The organism is Gluconobacter kondonii (genome assembly GCF_002723995.1).
Taxonomy (GTDB): domain Bacteria; phylum Pseudomonadota; class Alphaproteobacteria; order Acetobacterales; family Acetobacteraceae; genus Gluconobacter; species Gluconobacter kondonii.
The window spans coordinates 119,313-135,898 of the sequence record NZ_BEWP01000005.1; the positions used below are offsets into that span (position 1 = coordinate 119,313).

Here is a 16,586-nt window from a genome sequence, read left to right on the forward strand (position 1 = left end):
CTTCTCTCAGACGCGCAGAAGATGGACATCGACAAGCGGACGCTTCTGAAGCTTGCGCCCCAGAGCACGACGCAGGGCCGTTTTGGCAGCATCGCGGAAAGCGGCATCGTCCTGACGCAGTTCGTCCGGAATCTGGTCGATGGAGTCGGCAAACTCTTCCTGAATCCGGATGCTTTCAGGGTCATCGGATTCCAGCAGGCCCGGCGCGCTGATCTTTGGCTCACCAATGACATAACCTTCGTCATCGACGGCAAAACTCGCCAGAACAATGCCGTTGAACAGCATCTTGCGACGCGCCGCAAGAACACCGCCCGTCATGGGCAGCAGACGGCCACCATCCAGTGCCAGACGGCCCGTCGGCGCCGTATCGACAACCTTCACCTCACCCGGGGACAGGTTGAGGATGTCGCCATCTTCAAGCAAGATCGGCTCGGAACCCATTTCATGCGCCAGCGCGGCATGGGCTGTCAGGTGACGCCATTCGCCGTGGGTCGGAATGCTGTATTTTGGACGAACGATCCGATAGAGCGTGCGAATGTCTTCGCTGGTCGCATGGCCGGACGTGTGAACCTTGGCGTCCTTGTCCGTCAGGACCGTCACGCCACGGCGCGACAGATTGTCCTGCACGGCCATGACAGCCTGCTCGTTGCCCGGGATCATCCGCGAGCTGTAGATCACCGTATCGCCCTCGCCGAGGGCGATGTTCGGATGCGTGTCAGACGCAATTCGCGACAGGGCCGAGCGCGGCTCGCCCTGACTGCCCGTAATGATCATCAGCAGACTGTCATCATCCACATCCCGCGCGTCCTGCTCGGTCAGGAACGGGGGCAGGTCCTGGAAATAACCGCATTCACGTGCGGCCGTCTCAAGGTTACGCAGCGAGCGCCCGACGATCATGACCACACGCCCCGAAGCCTGAGCGGCCTTGGCGATGCTCTCAACGCGCGCCACGTTACTGGCAAAACACGTCACGGCAATGCGGCCTTCCAGCCCCATGATCAGATCCGTCAGGCCCTTGCGGACGTCTGCTTCGGATTCAGACTTACCCGGCTTGAGCACGTTGGTGCTGTCACCGACCATAGCCAGAACACCTTCGTCACCCAGCTTGCCGAACGTCTCAAGGTCCGTCACCGGCCCGACCAGCGGGTTCTCGTCCAGCTTCCAGTCACCCGTATGCACAATCAGGCCATGCGGCGTCCGCAGTGCCACGGCCTGAGCCTCGGCGACGGAATGCGTGACGGACACAAACTGAAGATCGAACGGTCCAACTTCAAAACGCGAAGCCGGACGGATAACGTGGATCTTCACCTGATTGTTCAGATGCGCTTCCTGCAACTTGCGCCGCAGAACAGCCGCCGCAAACGGCGTTGCATAAACCGGGCAGCGCAGATACGGCCACAGATGCGCCACGGCCCCCAGATGATCTTCATGCGCGTGCGTAATCACCAGACCGCACAGATCCCGCGCGCGATCCGCGATGAAGGTCGGGTCCGGCATCAGCACTTCGGCTTCGGGTGTGTCGTTACCCGAAAATCCGATGCCGCAATCAATGGCAAGCCAGGTGTCGCGACCATTCTTTGTCAGGCAGTAGAGATTGAAATTCATGCCGATCTCGCCCGTCCCGCCCAAGGGCAGGAAAGACAGACCGTCCGGTTTTTCCGTCATGATGGTTCCTTGCAGATACGATATAAAATTAAAACGTGAGTCATTGCCCAACGCCCTGCGGGCGCTCAGGGGAATAGGAAAGAGGCGGACCCGTATTGCGGTCCGCCAGAAGGCGCAGGCCATCCAGCGTCAGATCGGGCGCCAGCACATCAAAAAGCGGCGTTCCCTCAGAGAACAGTGGAGCCAGACCGCCTGTTGCGATCACTGTTGGCTTTGCATCCATTTCATCGGAAATACGACGGATCAGTCCCTCTACGAGGCCGACATAGCCCCAGAACAGACCGGAGCGCATCGCAACACTCGTATTGCAGCCAATCGCCGTGGAAGGGCGGCCAATGCTCATGCGAGGCAATCGTGCGGCTGCCCGGTGCAGCGCGTCGATCGACAGGTTCACACCCGGAGCAATCGCCCCCCCACAGAACTGACCCGCCGTGTTGACCACATCGAATGTCGTCGCGGTGCCGAAATCAACAACGATCAGGGGAGTACCGTAAAACTCACGCCCTGCCAGCCCATTCAGACGCCGGTCCGCACCCAGTTCGTTCGGATTTTCCACAAGAACATCAATGCCCCAGTCCAGCCTTGCATTGGCGACAAGAGGCACAACATCCAGCCATTCACGACAGAAACGGCGCAGTTCATACAGCGCGACAGGAACCACGGTCCCGATAATGGCGCGACTGATTTTTGTCGCATCAAGACCACGTCGGTCGAAAAGCGTCAGAAGCCAGGCCGCATATTCATCCGCCGTGCGTGCTTCATTCGTCGAGATTCGCCATTGTCCGAGCCACGACTGTCCGTCGTGTACGGCGAACACGATGTTGGTGTTTCCAGCATCAATGACGAGAAGCACGTTGCGGTCCGGTCCTTCAGTCCAGCAGGATATCGCCGGTTACAACCGGAATGGTTTCACCGTTGGGAAGGGTCAGCAGCAGGCGTCCCTGCGCATCGAGCCCTGAAAACGAACCTGTAATATAGGTTTCACAACCCTGAACCGCAAGTCGCGACCCGACGGGGTGTGCGCGGGCCAACCAGGCAGCCCGGATCGGTGCAAAGCCCTGCGCCGTCAGAATGGTGGTCCAGCGCTCGATCTGCGCGACCAGGATCTCACCAAATGCTTTCGCAGACGGTGCAGCAGTTTTCTCGGAAAGCGCGGCAAGACGGCGACCAGGGATTTCAGGAGCTTGCGTTAAATTGGCTCCGATTCCCACGACAACCCACGGCCTGCCTTGCGGTCCACCCGTTTCGATCAGCACACCAGCCATCTTCCGGCCATCCAGCAACAAATCATTGGGCCACTTCACCATAAAAGGCATCGGCCCTACAGGCGAAGGACAAAAATGCGTGGCCGTCTCGTACAAGGCTACCGCAGTGAGAAATGGAAGAGCCGCGATGAACGTCGCAGGATCAGCAGGACGGAACAAAAGCGAGATCGCAAGGTTCCCTCCTGGATCAGTCCAGGTCCGTCCGCGCGTGCCGCGCCCTGCTGTCTGAGAAAAAGCCTGAACGGCCAGATATTCAGGCTCTCCGGCTTCAGCTCTGATTTTGCAGAGGTCGGAAGTGGAGCCGAGCGTTTCATGGTATTCGAAACGCCAGTTCATGGCTGCATAGTATTCATGATGGTGGGCGATGACGGGATTGAACCGCCGACCCTCTCGGTGTAAACGAGACGCTCTACCGCTGAGCTAATCGCCCTCAGAATGTTTGTGAGGTCTATATACACGGTTCCGGATGGCGGTAAAGCCACCCGGAACCGTTTTGTGAGCTTTTTCAGCTCACGGCGTCCTTCAGACCCTTGCCCGGCTTGAAGCGGACAGAGGTGGATGCCGGAATGTCGATTTCTTCGCCCGTACGCGGGTTGCGGCCCTTGGCGGCCTTACGCGTTGCGGTCACGAAGCTGCCGAAGCCGACGAGACGGACTTCCTGCTTCTTGGCAAGCGTCGCTTCGATCGTGCTGAACACCGCATCGACAACTTCGCTGGCCTTTGCCTTCGGAAGATCGGCAGCGTCTGCAACGGCGGCGATCAGTTCCTGCTTGTTGAGGGGCTTCTCCATGATGTGCCTTTCTGGTGTTAGAGCGCCTGAGCCGGGCTCTGATGAGTCCCTTCTGGCTCAGGCGCCTTGTTCGATCTGCGGCCGCACTATGAAGCGGATTTTTCCGGCGTCAACTGCCAGAATCGCAGAAGATCGTCCGTGTTAGTGGGGAAGTGCCTGCGGAGCCGCTTTATCCACCGTTATTTCACTGATGGGATCAACATTTTCATCCCATTCAATGGCTTCCGGCATACGAGTCAGCGCAATCTTGAGCACTTCATCTACATGGCTCACGGGAATGATTTTGAGTGCGTGACGGACATTGTCCGGCACCTCCGCCAGATCTTTCTCGTTATCCTTGGGGATCAGAACCGTCTTGATCCCCGCCCGCAGAGCAGCCAGCAGCTTCTCCTTGAGCCCCCCGATCTCCAGAACCCGGCCACGCAGCGTGATCTCACCCGTCATGGCCACGTCCCTGCGAATGGGGATCTGCGTCATGATGCTCACCAGAGACGTCGCAAGCGCAATACCGGCGGACGGACCGTCCTTGGGCGTTGCCCCTTCGGGAAGATGGATATGGATATCCCTCTTCTCGAACAGGGGCGGCCGAATCCCGAACTCCTGAGCCCGCGAACGGACATAGGAGAGTGCTGCAGAAATGCTTTCCTGCATGACTTCGCCGAGCTTGCCGGTCTGCTTGACGGTCCCCTTGCCCGGAACCATCACGCTTTCGATCGTCAGGATCTCGCCGCCAACCTGCGTCCAGGCCAGTCCCGTCACGACGCCAACCATATCCTCCGTTTCGGTCTCACCGTGACGGAAACGACGAACGCCAGCATATTTCTCAAGGTTTTCCGGCGTAATCTCGACATGTTTGACGCCGGTCGTGATGATTTCCTTGACCGTCTTCCGTGCCAGTTTAGCAAGTTCGCGCTCAAGGTTTCGCACACCTGCTTCTCTGGTATAGGCCCGGATCAGTTCGCGGATCGTATCATCTGTGACTGTCCACTCATCCGGCTTGAGATTATGTGCCTCAGCCTGCTTACCCAGAAGATGACGGCGCGCAATCTGCACTTTCTCATCTTCTGTATAGCCAGAGAGGTTAATGATCTCCATGCGATCCAGAAGCGGCTGGGGCATGTTCAGACTGTTGGCCGTCGTGACAAACATCACATCCGACAGATCATAATCCACTTCAAGATAATGATCGGCGAACGTAGCATTCTGTTCCGGATCCAGTACCTCAAGCAGCGCCGAGGACGGATCACCACGCCAGTCGGCACCCAGCTTGTCGATCTCGTCGAGCAGGAACAGCGGATTGGACGTCCGCGCCTTCTTCATGCCCTGAATGATCTTGCCCGGCATGGAGCCGATATAGGTCCGCCGGTGGCCACGGATTTCGGACTCATCACGAACGCCACCCAGTGACATACGGATGTAGTTGCGACCGGTCGCCTTGGCGATGGAGCGTGCCAGAGAGGTCTTGCCCACACCCGGAGGTCCGACAAGGCATAGGATCGGCCCTTTGAGCTTCTGCGAACGCGTCTGCACAGCCAAGTATTCGAGAATACGTTCCTTGACCTTTTCCAGACCATAATGCTCGGCTTCGAGCACATCCTCGGCATGCTGGAACTCGCGCGTGATCTTCGAGCGCTTCTTCCAGGGAATGCCCAGCAGCCAGTCCAGATAGTTGCGGACCACCGTGCTCTCGGCCGACATCGGGCTCATGCCACGCAGCTTCTTCAGCTCGGCATGCGCCTTTTCCTTGGCTTCACGGCTCAGGCGGGTCTTGTTGATCTTCTCTTCAAGCTCGGAATTTTCGTCCTTGCCGTCCTCGCCCTCGCCGAGTTCCTTCTGGATCGCCTTAAGCTGCTCATTTAGATAATATTCGCGCTGGGTCTTTTCCATCTGCCGCTTCACGCGGTTCCGGATGCGCTTCTCGACCTGAAGAACGCCAATTTCCGTTTCGATATGCGCGAACACCTGCTCCAGACGGCGTGCGGGAGACGCCGTTTCCAGAATGTCCTGTTTCTCGGAAATCTTGAGATTCAGGTGGCTCGCAATCGTATCGGCCAGCTTCGAAATACCCTCGATCTGGTTGATCGAGACCATGACCTCAGGCGGAATTTTCTTGTTGAGCTTGATATACTGCTCGAACTGCGAAACCGTTGAGCGGCTCAGCGCCTCGATTTCGCTTCCCGGAGCCGCATCCACGGCTTCCTCCGGAATTTCTTCGATTTCAGCTTCGAAATGTCCGTCCACATCGAACAGACGTGTGATATGCACACGGCGCGTCCCCTCGACCAGAACCTTGACGGTCCCATCCGGCAGCTTCAGCAGCTGCAGAATGGTCGAGACCGTACCATAACGGTAGATATCATCCACCGACGGATCGTCCAGAGAGACATCCTTTTGCGCTACAAGCAGGATCTGCTTGCTCTCACGCGTCACGGTCTCCAGCGCCTTCACCGACTTTTCACGCCCGACAAACAGCGGCACGATCATGTGGGGGAAGACCACGATATTGCGCAATGGCAGAACGGCCATCACATCGTGACGCACAGGCTCCTCAACGGCTTCCACAACAGCAGGCGCCGCAGCCTTACGAGGCTTACGAACGACCTTCTTGGGCGCCGTTACGGGTGTTTCGGCAACAACCACGTCATCCGTCTTTTTTGTCCGGCGACGGGCTTTCGGCTTGGTATCGTCAGTCATTCACTTGATCTCCAGAGGGACGATCTTGCGATACCAACCTGCCTTGCAGCGTCGGTATCGCATCTCTTTCATGCCCATGAGGCATGAATTGGGACAACCTCAGTCAGTTATGTCGAAACCCGAAGGCTTCGGCACAAGAGCCGAAACCATTATTTACGCAGACTGTTCGGCAGGCTCGGACTTGCCTTTCCCATAAACATACACGGGCTGAGCCTTGCTTTCAGCCACTTCGCGATTGATGACGACTTCTTCGACCCCTTCAAGGCCAGGAAGATCGAACATCGTACCGAGCAGGATGTTTTCCAGGATCGAGCGCAGTCCACGCGCACCGGTTTTACGCTCAATGGCACGCTTGGCGATGGCAGCCAGTGCGTCATCCGTGAAGGTCAGCTTGACGGGGCCTTCCATTTCGAACAGACGACCGTACTGCTTCACCAGAGCGTTCTTAGGCTTGCTCAGAATCTGGATCAGGGCGGCTTCATCCAGATCATTTAGCGCAGCAATGACCGGCAGACGGCCGATAAATTCGGGAATAAGGCCGAATTTCAGCAGATCTTCCGGCTCAACGCTCTGAAGAATGGCTCCCAGACGCCGTTCGTCCTCGGAACGCACATCCGCGCCAAACCCGATCCCCGAACCCTTGCCGCGGGCCGAGATGATCTTGTCCAGGCCGGAGAACGCTCCACCGCAGATGAAGAGCATATTGGTCGTATCGACCTGCAGGAACTCCTGCTGCGGATGCTTGCGACCACCCTGCGGCGGCACGGAAGCGACTGTGCCCTCCATGAGCTTCAGAAGCGCCTGCTGCACGCCCTCACCCGACACGTCACGCGTGATGGAAGGATTGTCGGACTTGCGGGAAATTTTGTCGATTTCGTCGATATAGACGATGCCACGCTGCGCCCTGTCCACATTGTAGTCGGCGGACTGGAGTAGTTTGAGAATGATGTTTTCCACGTCCTCACCGACATAACCGGCTTCGGTCAGGGTCGTGGCGTCGGCCATCGTGAAAGGAACGTCGAGAATACGGGCCAGAGTCTGGGCGAGCAGGGTCTTACCCGAACCCGTCGGACCAATCAGCAGGATGTTGGATTTCGCAATCTCGACATCAGAACTTTTCGCGGCATGGGCGAGGCGCTTGTAGTGGTTGTGAACCGCCACAGAAAGCGCGCGCTTGGCCTCGAATTGACCGATCACATAATCGTCAAGAACCTTGCAAATTTCCTTGGGCGTCGGGACGCCGTCACGCGACTTCACGAGATGGGTCTTGTGCTCTTCACGGATGATATCCATGCACAGCTCGACACATTCATCGCAGATGAAGACCGTGGGGCCCGCGATCAGCTTGCGGACTTCGTGCTGGGATTTCCCACAGAACGAGCAATACAGGGTGTTCTTGGAATCGCCGGATTTGTTGCTCACTGCTGCTTCCTTTCCCTTACGCACGACATGGCCGCATTCACGCAGCAGACATGCGAAAGAACTTTAACTTTAGGCCGAGGTCAAAGCCTTCGGCAACCCCGGAGCCTGAAAGCCCCAAGACACGAAAAGCGGCACATCGGAATGCCGCTTTTCAGTTCCAACAGGAGAACTGCTCCCCATACTGGAAACGCCTTAGTTCGGGTCTGCGGTCGTCTCATGCGGATTACGCTCGACGACCTTGTCGATCAGGCCGAACTCACGGGCTTCATGCGCCGAAAGATAGCTGTCACGTTCGAGCTTCTGCTCGATCTGCTCCAGTGTCTGACCGGTATGCTCGCGATAAATCTCGTTCAGCCGCTGACGGATGATGAGAATTTCGCGGGCCTGGATCTCGATGTCCGAAGCCTGTCCCTGCGCACCGCCAGACGGCTGATGGACCATCACGCGCGCATTCGGAAGGGCGTAGCGATGTCCCTTCTCGCCACCTGCGAGCAGCAGCGACCCCATAGAGGCAGCCTGACCGATGCAGACCGTGCTGACCGGGCAGCGGATGTACTGCATGGTGTCATAGATCGCGAGACCGGCAGAAACGACACCGCCCGGGCTGTTGATATAAAACGAGATTTCCTTGGTGGGATTGACGCTCTCAAGATAGAGAAGCTGCGCGCAGATCAGGGAGGAGACCTGATCGTAAACGGGTCCGGTCAGGAAAATGATGCGCTCCTGAAGGAGACGCGAAAAGATGTCGAAAGCGCGCTCTCCGCGGGCAGTCTGCTCGACCACCATCGGCACCAGAGAGTTGCTCAACACCTCGAGGGGATCACGATCCCGAATGGCCATGCTGTCTGTTCCTCAATGCCCGATGGGCTTTCTTCTACTCCCTAACATGGACCCGACATGGCGTTCCGTCAAAGGGAGCAGGCAGGAAAAAACGGGCACCCCGAAGAGTGCCCGCTGGTTCCCACGCCGAAAGATCAGAGTTCGGCGGGCGGGATTTCTGCCAGTTCTTCCGGCGTCACGTCCTTGTCGGTGACGTCGGCCAGCTCGATCAGGTAATCGACGACCTTGTTTTCCAGAATCGGGCCACGGAGCCCTTCAACGGCCTGCGGGTTCTTGGAGAAGAACTCGAAAACCATCTGTTCCTGACCCGGATAACGCTGGGCTTCCTGCTGCATCGCACCCAGAAGCTCTTCACGGGAAACCTGGATTTCCTGCTTGCGGCCGATTTCAGCCAGCAGCAGACCCAGCTTCACGCGACGCTCGGCAATACGACGGTAGTCGGCCTTGAGGGTCTCTTCGTCCTTACCAGCATCTTCTTCGTCCAGACGACCGGCCTTGCGGTCTTCCTCGACGCGGGCCCAGATCTGGTTGAACTCGGCGTCAACCATGCTGGACGGCGCTTCGAAGTCCGTCTTCTCGGACAGCGCGTCCAGAAGATCGCGCTTGATGCGCAAACGCGAAAGCTGCTGGTATTCGCCTTCAGCCTGTTCCGTGATGATCTTGCGGATCTGTTCGAGGTTCTCGAAACCGATCGTCTTGGCAAGCTCGTCATCGATGGCCGGATCAACGGCCTTCTTCAGGGACTTCGCCTTGATGTCGAAGGTCACGGCCTTTCCGGCCAGTTCTTCGGCCTGATAGTCGGCGGGGAACGTCACGTTGATGACGCGCTCTTCGCCAGCCTTCATGCCTTCCATCTGCTCGGCGAAGCCGGGGATGAAGCCTTCGCCACCGATTTCGACATTCACGTCATCAGCCGTGCCACCGTCGAACGGCGTGCCGTCCAGCTTGCCCACGAAATCAACGCAGACGACATCGCCCTGAGCGGCTGCGCGGTCTTCTTCGATCGTCTCGAACTTGCGGCTGCGACGGGCAACGTCGTTCAGGGCCTTCTCGACGGTCTCTTCGCTGACCTTGGCTCCAAGGCGCGTCAGCTTCAGGCCGGACAGGTCGGGAACTTCGATTTCCGGGAGAACTTCGGTCTCAACCTTGAATTCGAGATCCTTGCCGTCTTCGATGGCGGAAACCACTTCGACCTTCGGCTGCATCGCCGGACGGACGTTCTGCTCTGCGAACAGCTTGGTCGTCGCGTCGTTGATGACTTCTTCCAGCAGTTCCGCATTCACGGAATCGCTGTAACGCTGCTTGACGAGAGAAGTCGGCACCTTGCCCGGACGGAAACCGGGCAGCTTGATCGTCTTGGCGACTTCAGCGAGTCGCGCATCGCGACGGGCCTGCAGGTCAGCAGACGGGACAACGACGGTGAAGGCGCGCTTAAGTCCTTCGTTGAGCGTGGGCGTAACCTGCATGAGCCAGGCGATCCTCTCGGTCGGTAGGTTGGTCAAATCTCTTTCTCGGGAAGCCGGGTTGGTGCGGGCGGAGGGACTTGAACCCCCACGACTTGCGCCACCAGAACCTAAATCTGGCGTGTCTACCAATTTCACCACGCCCGCAGCGCTCGGCTTCCTGGCTCGTGTTACCGAACCTCGGAAGCGCGGCCTTTAGCGCATGAAACGCGACTTCACAACAGGGAGCGGACCGCCTTTTTGCGTCCGGCCTCCTTCGCAAGGCGCGTGGCGGTCGCACGGGCCGTGCCAAGAGGCAGGTCCAGATCTTCTGCCACAGGCCAGCCGCCATGGGCTTTCCCGGCCTCGATCCCGGCTTCTCCATGCAGCCAGACGCCCGCACAGCAGCCCTCCCAGACGTCCATTCCCGCAGCGAGCAATGCAGCGATCACACCCGTCAGCGTATCTCCCGACCCTGCGGTCGCAAGAGCGGAAGACGCATGATTATTGATGGCAGTCCGTCCGTCAGGGGCCGCGATAATGGTATCCGGCCCTTTCATGACAACGACGGCATTGAGACGTTTTGCTGCCATGCGCGCCGCATCGAGGCGACCTCCTTCGACAGGCCCGAACAGTTTGTGAAACTCCCCGATATGCGGTGTGATGGCTGCAACCCCCTCCAGACGGGACAGATCCTGAGCGCCCCAAGCCAGCGCCCCGGCATCGGCAATCACCGTACGACCGGCCTCCAGAAGTTGCGGCAAGCTTGCTGCCACTTCATTTTCGGTCAGGCCGGGCCCGCAGATCCACACCTTGCGTCGAACGTCTTCCAGCAGTTCGACAAGCGGTTCAGCGTCGACAACCAGACCGGAGTCACCGAGTCGGTAGGCTGGTGCGCCCTCGCCCGCTGAAATCCGGACCAGCCCCGCACCACTCCGCCGGGCCGCCGCCGCTGCAAGACGGGTCGCGCCCGGCATCTGGGCCCCACCACACAGACTGACGACCCCACGGCGATATTTGTAATCGCCCTCACCCGAGACGGGCAGGCTCCACAAACCAGGCTCGTTATGCTGCACGGTCGGTTCAATTCCCTCCCATGCACGCTCAGGCATCCCAATATCGGTGCAGATCACTTCGCCACACAGACCAGCGCCCGGTTGCAGGACGTGACCGGGACGCGGACGGACGAAGGTCACGGTGAGGAGGCAATCGCGCGCCCGACCCAGAATTTCACCCGACGCCCCCGAAACGCCACTGGGTACATCGATCGCCACGACCTGACGGGCAGCGGCCAGTACGGAAGCGACCTCGTCCGAAACCGGTCGCTTCAGCCCGGAACCGAAGACCGCATCCACCACCAGATCCGCCCGCCCCATCTCTTCAACGGAAAATGGAACCGTAAGGCCCGTCCATCGCGCAGCCATTTCCGCTGCCGGTGTTCCTGCCTTCGGACTGGAAAGTGCGGCCACACAGACCGGCCAGCCCTGACGTGCAAGATAGCGCGCAACGACATAACCATCGCCGCCATTATTGCCCGGCCCGCAGGCGACGGTGACACGACAGCGCGAAAAACGGCTCTGGATCACGCGGGCAACAGCCCATCCGGCATTTTCCATCAGAAGCGTGACGGGCAGAATGGTAGCTGCCACTCGGTCCATCCGGTCACTTTCGTCTGGAAGAAGCAGTGCAAAAGGATGTTGGGGCATATTGGGGCAATCTCCTGCCGAACTCAGAACGCAAAGACCGAACCACATTTTGCGCCGCGTGGTTTACGATGACACTGTTGCAATCACTCTCTGGCGCAAAGAGGGCTGCGTCGGGTATTCAGGGGAAACGTATTTCGGGAACGATCTTTCCCTCTCTTTCAATTTTCAACCCTGACGAGAATCAATGACAGGATCGATTATCTGGAGCCTCGTGCTCGCAATTCACGTGCTGTGCATGACTTACTGGGTTGGCGGGTCGATCTATTCGACACTGGTTGTCCGTTCCACGGTCGGACTGCTTGATCCCGGACCGCGCAATTCAGTTCTGCTTCAGGGCTATACACGCTTTTTCCGAGGGCTTTATCAGGTGGTACCCTTTTCCCTGCTGAGCGGCTGGGGACTGATTTTTCATGAAGGTGGCTTTGGCGCCGTGGCCTGGCCCGTCAATGCAATGCAGCTTCTGGGGCTGGTCATGGCGGTGGTGTTCATCCTGACCGTTCAGGGACCATTCCGTCGGGCACGCCGGGCCATGCGCCCCCAGCAGGCCCTGTTCGACACACTGCGCAGCCGCACCGCGATCATGGCGGGACTGGGTGTTCTGACCATCCTTGTCGCAGCAATGGCACGCGGCATCTGAAATCGTATGCGATACGGCGCTTTTGTGGCCGTATCGCTTGCCATTTCTGCCATTTATCGATAACGCACCAGATTATAGCTGCGGGTCACTGCCCCGCCCTCAACTCCGGCCCGCACCTGTTGGGGTGCGCACCGTCAACGAGAGTCTCGAGAGTCATTTGAGCGCGAAAACGACCTCCGGTCCTTCCAAATCCCGTACGACTGCCACGCCCAAACGTGGTCGCCCTCCAGCTTCGCGCAGTGCCGCAGCCGAGGTTTCCCCGACTCTTGCCGATGACGGCGACACGTCTGCGACACCGGAGGCCCCTGTTGCCAAGACCCCGCGAGCCCGACGCTCAAAAACCGCAGCTCCTGCTACCCCGGACAAGACGGAGGCTGCAAAGCCCGTCACGCGCCGCGCCCGCAAGGTGACATCTCCGGCTGTGGAGGCTGTAACCGAGGCCGAAGCTCCTGTTGCCAAATCTGCCGTTCGCCGCAAGAAGACTGCTGCTGAACCTGAGGCAATCATTGAAACAACCCCTGCCCCCCGCCGTAAGCGTTCCGTGAAAGTAGCGGATGAGACGGTATCTGAGGCAGCTCCCAAACGTCGTGGACGCCCGCGTAAGGTCATCCCTGTCGAGCAGCCTGAACTGGAAGTGGTGGCGGAAGAAACTCCGAAGCCTGTCGAAGCTCCTCGTCGTCGCGGTCGCCCCCGCAAAACGGACGTAGTCGCCACAGCAGCTCCCGTGGAAAAACCCGACGCCGAAAAGACCGAAAAGAAAGCCCGTACGACCCGTCGCAAAGCCTCTGCTCCGGTTGAAGAAATCGCTGCGCCTGTCGTCGAAGAAAAGGCCGCCGAACCGACCAAGAGCGAAAAAACTCCGGCCCGGGGTCGTCGCGCCAAGGCCGTTGTTGCAGAGGCCACCGTCGCCGCTGAAGACAGTGTCGCCCCTCCTGCCGTCGCTGAGACTGTCGTGATCGCCGAGGCTTCTTCCGACAAGCCTCGCTTTGCCGATCTAGGTCTTGGCGAGCTGATCATGCGAGCCATTGAAGAACTGGGGTACGAGCACCCCACCCCCATTCAGGCACAGGCCATTCCCGAAGTCCTGAAAGGCCATGACGTTCTGGGCGTCGCGCAGACCGGCACCGGCAAGACCGCTTCTTTCACACTGCCAATGCTTCAGAAGCTCTCCGGATCGCGTGCTCGCGCCCGGATGCCGCGTTCGCTGATCCTTGAGCCGACGCGTGAACTGGCTTTGCAGGTCGCGGAGAATTTCAAGCTTTATGGCAAACACCTCCGCCTGACGCATGCGCTGCTGATCGGCGGCGAAAGCATGGCCGAACAGCGCGATGTCCTGAACCGGGGCGTCGACGTACTGATCGCAACGCCGGGACGCCTACTCGATCTGTTCGGCCGGGGCGGCCTGCTCCTGACGCAGACCAGCACGCTTGTGATCGACGAAGCCGACCGTATGCTGGATATGGGCTTTATTCCCGATATCGAGAAAATCGTCGGGCTTCTGCCACCCCATCGCCAGACACTGTTCTTCTCCGCCACAATGGCTCCGGAAATCCGCCGTCTGGCAGATGCTTTCCTGCGTCACCCGGCTGAAATTACGGTCTCGCGCCAGTCTTCCGTCGCTGCGACCATCGAAGAAGCTCTGGTGATCGTTCCGGAGGACGAAAAGCGCCGCACCCTCAAAAAGCTGCTGCGTCGTGAAAACGTCCAGAGCGCGATCGTGTTCTGCAACCGCAAACGCGATGTGGACATGATCCAGCAGTATCTGACCAAGCACGGCGTAGAGGCCGGACATCTGCACGGAGATCTGGCGCAGTCGCTGCGCTTCTCGACGCTAGAGCGTTTTAGGTCCGGAGAACTGAAGTTCCTGATCTGCTCGGATGTGGCCGCTCGCGGTATCGACATCGGCGGCCTGTCACATGTCTTTAACTATGACCTGCCATTCAATGCCGAAGATTACGTCCACCGGATCGGACGCACCGGACGGGCAGGCAAGGAAGGCCACGCTTTCAGTCTGGCATCGCCACGAGATCGCAGACTCCTTGAAGCGATCGAGACGCTGACGGGTAAGGTCATTGCTCGCCCTGCTCTCGAAGGCATCACAACTGTCGACTGGGCTCCGGAAGACGGCGAACGCCGTCCGACGGAGGCCGCTCCTGCGCCTCAGGAAACCTCCGAGGACAGCGAGCACCGCGCGCGCAAGCGTCGTCGGGGTGGTCGCAAGCGTAACCGTGGCGACCGTGAAGAAAATGAGAGCGTTCAGCAGGCAACTCCCGTTGCCGTCCAGCCTTCCGTCTCCGTAATCGAGGCTCCTGTGAGCCATCGTTCGGTTGAGCTGGCGCCCGCCTTCGAAAACGATGGCCCGAAAACCGGCTTTGGTGGAGATACACCCGCCTTCATGCTGGTTCCGCGCCGTCGGAAAATCACGGTGTCCGGTGACACCGATCTCGCTGCACCTGTTCAGCATGATGGGCGCCATTACGGTAATGAATGAAACCTTAACCGGAGTTGCAGAACTCCGGATTGAAGGACTGGGTGCGGCAGGCGACGGCGTTGCGCATCTTGATGGCCAGAGCGTCTTCATTCCGGGCACATTGCCCGGAGAAGAGGTTCGGGTCCGCCTTGCTTCCGGCCATCCTGAACTGATTGATATCGTTCATTCATCTCCTGAGCGCGTAACGCCGCCCTGCGACCTGTTTGGGGAATGTGGCGGCTGTGCGTTGCAGCATCTTTCCCTCCCGGCTCTGCTGGAGTGGAAATCGCAGCGCGTCCTCCATGCCCTGACGGCCGCAGGTTTCACCGATCTGCCACCTGCACGGATGTTCCAGACCGTGCCTGAAACACGGCGACGGATGGATTTTGCTGTCCAACGCGTGCCGGGTGGCGTGATTATCGGGCTGCATCGCCGCAACGGTGACCCTGTGGACATGACGGAATGTCACGTCCTGCACCCTGCGATTTTCGAGCTTCTGACGCCGCTACGCGATGTTCTGGGCAGTCTGGGAGCCCTGACGAGTCGCGGAAGCCTGATGATCAACCTGCTCAACAGCGGACCGGATCTGACGCTTCAGACCCCTGCCCCACTGACCAGCGCAGACCACACCAAGCTGGCGGCGTTCGCACGCGAACATCATCTGTCCCGCATTTCCTGGCAGGATCCGAAAGATCAGGGAATCGAGACCGTCGCCCATTCTGGAGCCGTGCGAGAAGAGTTTGGCGGGGTCGCCGTCTCGCCGCCGCCTTCCGCATTCCTCCAGGCAACAGCGGATGCCGAAAAGGCCATTGTCACGGCCGTTCTAGATGGTCTGCCGTCGCTAAACAAAAAAGACGTAACGGTCGAACTGTTTGCCGGTTGTGGCACGCTCACCTTTCCGATGTCGGAGAAAGGGCGCGTCATGGCTTATGAAGGCAATCTAGCCGCCGCAAACTGCCTTAAGGCGGCTGCTGGTGGCCGACGCGTGGACGGTTTTCATCGGGATCTGGGACGCCAGCCACTTCTGCCGCATGATCTGAAATCAACACGGGCTGTTGTGCTCGATCCGCCTTATGCCGGTGCGGGCGCACAGACTGTGCCTCTGGCAAAATCTGCTGTCCCGGACATCGTCTATGTAAGCTGCAACCCTGCTGCTCTTGAAAAAGACGGCAGAGTGCTGTGGAATGCAGGTTTTTCAGTCATTGGCCTGACGATCGTGGACCAGTTCCTATGGTCCACGGAAGTCGAAGCGGTTGTTGTGCTATCGCGAGATGCGAAGCGGATCAAACGTGAAAGCTCTCGCCGCAACCGCAACGACCCTTCTCGTTCGGATTTCTGAACGTAAAGCCGGATTCGAGGTCCTTGACTTCGTAATCCATAACAGTACCGGTCAGGAACAGGGTAGCCTTGCGATCCACCAGAAGGGTCACACCCTGATCCTCGACCCGCTCATCCGCAGGCTGCGGTTCTGTGACGAAATTCATTTCGTAAGACAGCCCAGAACATCCGCGCGTTCCTACGCTGATCCGCAGAAGCTGCCCTTGATGAGAGCCTTCATAAAGAGCTTTCAGACGCTTAGCAGCCTGATCAGAAACGCTCATGAGCGCAGGCAGAGGACGGCGCGTTGCAACATCGGACATGATGGTTTTCCCCGG

The 16,586-nt window shown here is 58.9% G+C and carries 13 protein-coding genes and 2 tRNA genes; 3 read left to right on the forward strand and 12 right to left on the reverse strand.

Annotated features, from left to right (window positions below):
* Window positions 1-6 precede the first annotated feature (6 nt).
* The 11 genes from GKO01_RS07130 to GKO01_RS07180 all read right to left on the reverse strand — a co-directional run bounded on the left by GKO01_RS07130 (window position 7) and on the right by GKO01_RS07180 (window position 11,824).
* A complete protein-coding gene (locus GKO01_RS07130) occupies window positions 7-1,665 on the reverse strand; it encodes a ribonuclease J (RefSeq protein ID WP_062029683.1) in 1,659 nt (552 codons plus the stop codon).
* 40 nt (window positions 1,666-1,705) lie between these two features.
* Entirely contained in the window at window positions 1,706-2,518 is an 813-nt protein-coding gene (locus tag GKO01_RS07135) for a type III pantothenate kinase (protein WP_099286448.1), read from the reverse strand.
* Between the two features lie 16 nt (window positions 2,519-2,534).
* Window positions 2,535-3,266 (reverse strand): biotin--[acetyl-CoA-carboxylase] ligase, encoded by a 732-nt coding sequence (locus GKO01_RS07140; RefSeq protein ID WP_099286449.1) that lies wholly within the window; start codon window positions 3,264-3,266, stop codon window positions 2,535-2,537.
* A gap of 19 nt (window positions 3,267-3,285) precedes the next feature.
* Window positions 3,286-3,360: transfer RNA gene (locus GKO01_RS07145), tRNA-Val, on the reverse strand.
* A gap of 75 nt (window positions 3,361-3,435) precedes the next feature.
* Window positions 3,436-3,720: an HU family DNA-binding protein gene (locus GKO01_RS07150; RefSeq protein WP_011251684.1), complete on the reverse strand. Its 285-nt coding sequence runs from the start codon at window positions 3,718-3,720 to the stop codon at window positions 3,436-3,438.
* Between the two features lie 141 nt (window positions 3,721-3,861).
* Entirely contained in the window at window positions 3,862-6,414 is a 2,553-nt protein-coding gene (gene lon / locus GKO01_RS07155) for an endopeptidase La (RefSeq protein WP_099286450.1), read from the reverse strand.
* A 153-nt stretch (window positions 6,415-6,567) separates the two neighbouring features.
* Window positions 6,568-7,836, reverse strand: coding sequence for an ATP-dependent Clp protease ATP-binding subunit ClpX (gene clpX / locus GKO01_RS07160; RefSeq protein WP_099286451.1), 1,269 nt, complete (start codon window positions 7,834-7,836; stop codon window positions 6,568-6,570).
* A 192-nt stretch (window positions 7,837-8,028) separates the two neighbouring features.
* Window positions 8,029-8,676 carry an ATP-dependent Clp protease proteolytic subunit gene (locus GKO01_RS07165; protein WP_099286452.1) on the reverse strand — a complete coding sequence of 216 codons (648 nt, stop codon included), beginning with the start codon at window positions 8,674-8,676 and terminating at the stop codon, window positions 8,029-8,031.
* Window positions 8,677-8,810: 134 nt separating this feature from the next.
* Window positions 8,811-10,142 carry a trigger factor gene (gene tig / locus GKO01_RS07170; RefSeq protein WP_099286453.1) on the reverse strand — a complete coding sequence of 444 codons (1,332 nt, stop codon included), beginning with the start codon at window positions 10,140-10,142 and terminating at the stop codon, window positions 8,811-8,813.
* 59 nt (window positions 10,143-10,201) lie between these two features.
* Window positions 10,202-10,286, reverse strand: a tRNA-Leu gene (locus tag GKO01_RS07175).
* Between the two features lie 68 nt (window positions 10,287-10,354).
* A complete protein-coding gene (locus tag GKO01_RS07180) occupies window positions 10,355-11,824 on the reverse strand; it encodes an NAD(P)H-hydrate dehydratase (RefSeq protein WP_099286454.1) in 1,470 nt (489 codons plus the stop codon).
* A gap of 184 nt (window positions 11,825-12,008) precedes the next feature.
* Here GKO01_RS07180 and GKO01_RS07185 point away from each other — a divergent pair, with 184 nt between their 5' ends.
* From GKO01_RS07185 to GKO01_RS07195, 3 genes are all read left to right on the forward strand, one after another.
* Window positions 12,009-12,461: a hypothetical protein gene (locus tag GKO01_RS07185; protein ID WP_099286455.1), complete on the forward strand. Its 453-nt coding sequence runs from the start codon at window positions 12,009-12,011 to the stop codon at window positions 12,459-12,461.
* Window positions 12,462-12,963: 502 nt separating this feature from the next.
* Window positions 12,964-14,952, forward strand: coding sequence for a DEAD/DEAH box helicase (locus tag GKO01_RS07190; protein ID WP_408870305.1), 1,989 nt, complete (start codon window positions 12,964-12,966; stop codon window positions 14,950-14,952).
* The gene (locus GKO01_RS07195) at window positions 14,927-16,270 is read left to right on the forward strand and encodes a class I SAM-dependent RNA methyltransferase (RefSeq protein ID WP_099286456.1); all 1,344 of its coding nucleotides are present in this window, start codon (window positions 14,927-14,929) and stop codon (window positions 16,268-16,270) included. Before GKO01_RS07190 ends, GKO01_RS07195 begins: the two co-directional genes overlap by 26 nt.
* Here the strand turns inward: GKO01_RS07195 and GKO01_RS07200 are convergent.
* Window positions 16,215-16,571 carry a HesB/IscA family protein gene (locus GKO01_RS07200; RefSeq protein WP_099286457.1) on the reverse strand — a complete coding sequence of 119 codons (357 nt, stop codon included), beginning with the start codon at window positions 16,569-16,571 and terminating at the stop codon, window positions 16,215-16,217. The two genes, GKO01_RS07195 and GKO01_RS07200, sit on opposite strands and share 56 nt — an antisense overlap.
* Between the last annotated feature and the right edge of the window lie 15 nt (window positions 16,572-16,586).